Source organism: Thauera phenylacetica B4P, from assembly GCF_000310225.1.
Lineage (GTDB): Bacteria > Pseudomonadota > Gammaproteobacteria > Burkholderiales > Rhodocyclaceae > Thauera > Thauera phenylacetica.
In genome coordinates this window covers 1-2,194 of record NZ_AMXF01000394.1, presented here as the reverse complement: position 1 = coordinate 2,194, position 2,194 = coordinate 1, and the positions used below count along the sequence as shown (strand labels likewise).

The following is a 2,194-nucleotide window of genomic DNA, read 5'->3' as shown; positions in this document are numbered from 1 at the left end:
CGGCGGCGCCGCAGCCGCGCTCGCGCGTGGTCGAGATCCCGCCCGCCGCGGGGCGCTGAGGCGGCGCCCAGATCCATTCCGGGCCGGCCGCCTGCGCGGGCCCATTGATGCAGGAAACCAATCCGATGTCCCAGATTCGAGTCGCGATCGCCGGTGCGTCCGGGCGCATGGGCAGAATGCTGATCGAGGCCGCGCTGAAGGAGGAGGGCGTCGTGCTCGCCGCTGCCTTCGACCGCAGCGACGCCCCCTTCATCGGCCGGGATGCCGGCGAGATGGCCGGCGTGGCCACCGGCGTGCTCATCACCGACGATGCCGCCGCCGCGATCGCCGCGGCCGACTGCGTGATCGACTTCACCCGCCCCGAGGGCACGCTCGCCCACCTCGCGCTCGCGCGCGCCGCCGGAAAGGCGATGGTGATCGGCACCACCGGCTTCGACGCCGCCGGCAAGGCCGCGATCGCCGCCGCCGCCGAGCACGTCCCGGTGGTGTTCGCGCCCAACATGGCGGTGGGGGTGAACGCGGTGTTCCGCCTGCTCGAGGTCGCAGCGCGCATCCTCTCCGAGGGCTACGACGTCGAGGTCATCGAGGCCCACCACCGCTTCAAGGTGGACGCGCCCTCGGGCACCGCGCTGCGCATGGGCGAGGTCGTCGCCCGCGAGCTCGGCCGCGACCTCGAGACCTGCGCGATCTATGGTCGCGAGGGCCATACCGGCGAGCGCAGCGCGCAGACCATCGGCTTCTCCACCATCCGCGGCGGCGACGTCGTGGGCGACCATACCGTGCTCTTCGCCGGCATCGGCGAGCGCATCGAGATCACCCACAAGTCGGGCAGCCGCATGCCCTACGCGCTCGGCTCGATGCGCGCGGCGCGCTTCCTCGCGGGGCGCGCCCGCGGCCTCTACGACATGCAGGACGTGCTCGGGCTGCGCTGAAGCCTGCCATGAGCGGCGCGGCCGAAACGTGCGGGAGTCCTCCCGATCCTGCTTCCGTCGAAGCAGAGCTGGCGCGCCTGCGCGGAGAGCGCGACGCGGCGCTGCGCGGCCTGGCGCGCGCGCGCCGGCACCTCGACCTCGTGTCCGAGAACGCGGGTGCGGGCGTGTGGCACCTGGACCTGCGCTGCGGCTCCATCCGGCCCGACGAGCGCTGGCGCAGGCTGCTCGGCTACGACGGCGTCGATGCCCGCGACTGGATGAGCCTGGTGGACGAGGACGGCAAGGCGGCGCTGCAGCAGGCGCTGCGTGCCCACCTCCGCGGGGACGTGGCCGAGCTGCGCGCGGAGATCCGCATCCGCGCGCAGGATGGCAGCTGGCACTGGATGGAGGTGTGCGGCAACGCCGGCGGACGTGGCGAGGATGGACGGTGGGCGCGGGTCGAGGGCACCTATCGTGACGTCACCGAGCGCAAGCTGCGCGAGATCGAGCTCCTCGAGGCCAAGGAGGCCGCCGAGGCGGCGAGCCGGGCGAAGGGCGACTTCCTCGCCAACATGAGCCACGAGATCCGCACGCCGATGAACGGCATCATCGGCATGACCGACCTGCTGCTCGACTCCACGATCGCCGGCGAGCAGCGCGAATACCTGCAGACGGTGAAGTCCTCGGCCGAGGCCTTGCTGACCATCATCAACGACATCCTCGACTTCTCGCGCATCGAGGCCGGCCGCCTGAGCGTCGAGCAGATCGATTTCTCGCTGCAGTCGGTGGTCTCCGAGACCTGCCGTGCGCTCGCGTTGCGGGCGGCGCAGAAGGGCCTGGAGCTGTACTACGACGTCGCGCCCGACGTGCCCTCGGTGCTGCGCGGCGACCCCACGCGGCTGCGCCAGATCCTGGTGAACCTCATCGGCAACGCGATCAAGTTCACCGAGCACGGCGAGGTCGAGGTGCGCGTGCGCTGCGTCGAGCGCGACGCCACCACGGCCAGCCTCGAGTTCCTGGTGCGCGACACCGGCTGCGGCATCGCGCCCGACAAGCTGGAGGCGATCTTCGGCGCCTTCTCGCAGGCGGACAACTCGACCACGCGCAAGTACGGCGGCACGGGTCTCGGCCTGGCGATCTGCCGCCAGCTCACCGAGCTGATGGGCGGGCGGATCGGCGTCGACAGCGCGCCGGGCGCGGGCAGCCGCTTCGAGGTCGTGCTGCCGCTGCGCGTGGTCGCCGACCCGACCCCCTTGCGCGCCGGCGTGCTCGCCGGCGCGCGG

General features: G+C 72.5%; 2 protein-coding genes. Both read left to right on the top strand.

The window, feature by feature from the left end; translation table 11 throughout:
* Nucleotides 1–125 precede the first annotated feature (125 nt).
* Nucleotides 126–932: a 4-hydroxy-tetrahydrodipicolinate reductase gene (dapB, locus tag C667_RS22380; RefSeq protein ID WP_004386397.1), complete on the top strand. Its 807-nt coding sequence runs from the start codon at nucleotides 126–128 to the stop codon at nucleotides 930–932.
* 8 nt (nucleotides 933–940) lie between these two features.
* On the top strand, nucleotides 941–2,194 hold a 1,254-nt coding region (locus tag C667_RS22375; protein WP_004386396.1), incomplete at its 3' end, for an ATP-binding protein.